Source organism: Clostridium bowmanii (assembly GCF_018861315.1).
In the GTDB taxonomy this organism is placed as follows: Bacteria; Bacillota; Clostridia; order Clostridiales; family Clostridiaceae; genus Clostridium_AD; species Clostridium_AD bowmanii.
In genome coordinates this window covers 1-583 of the sequence record NZ_JAHLDL010000119.1, presented here as the reverse complement: position 1 = coordinate 583, position 583 = coordinate 1, and the positions used below count along the sequence as shown (strand labels likewise).

Annotated in this window: 1 protein-coding gene; it reads left to right on the top strand. The window is 31.7% G+C overall.

What is annotated here, in order from left to right; translation table 11 throughout:
* Positions 1–474, top strand: a 474-nt coding sequence (locus KPL51_RS23170; protein WP_216166792.1) for an RNA-guided endonuclease TnpB family protein, incomplete at its 5' end; no start/stop codon positions are given.
* Positions 475–583: the final 109 nt, after the last annotated feature.

Sequence of the window (583 nt, the reverse complement as noted above, 5' to 3'; positions counted from 1 at the left end):
CTTCAAAGACAATTATGTAAGATGACTAAACATAGTAATAATTATAAAAAACAGACTGTTAAAATAGCTATTATGCATGAGAAGATAACTAATATTCGAAAAGATTTTTTAAATAAGCTGTCATCTAAAATTACAAACGATAACCAAGTTATAATTTCAGAAGACTTGCAAGTTTCTAATATGATAAAGAATCATAAATTAGCTAAAAGTATAGCAGATGTATCTTGGTCGGAGTTTACAAGGCAACTGGAATATAAATCTTTATGGAAAGGTAGAACTTATTATAAAGTGAGTCCTTGGTTTGCAAGTAGTCAAACTTGCTCTGTGTGTAAAGTTAAAAATAAGAAAGTTAAGCTGCTATCTGTACGAAAATGGATATGTAAGTGTGGTGCAATCCACGATAGAGATGAAAATGCTGCTACCAATATACTTGAGCAAGGTTTAAAAGACTTAGGTATGGAAGTCGCAAGTTAATATAGATAATATAAAAAATTAGGGTAGGAACTATCCGAAGTAAGACGCCCATGGAGTTAGTAGGTATGTCATAGGTTGTTATGTTAAGGGTTACGAGGACGTAGATGTG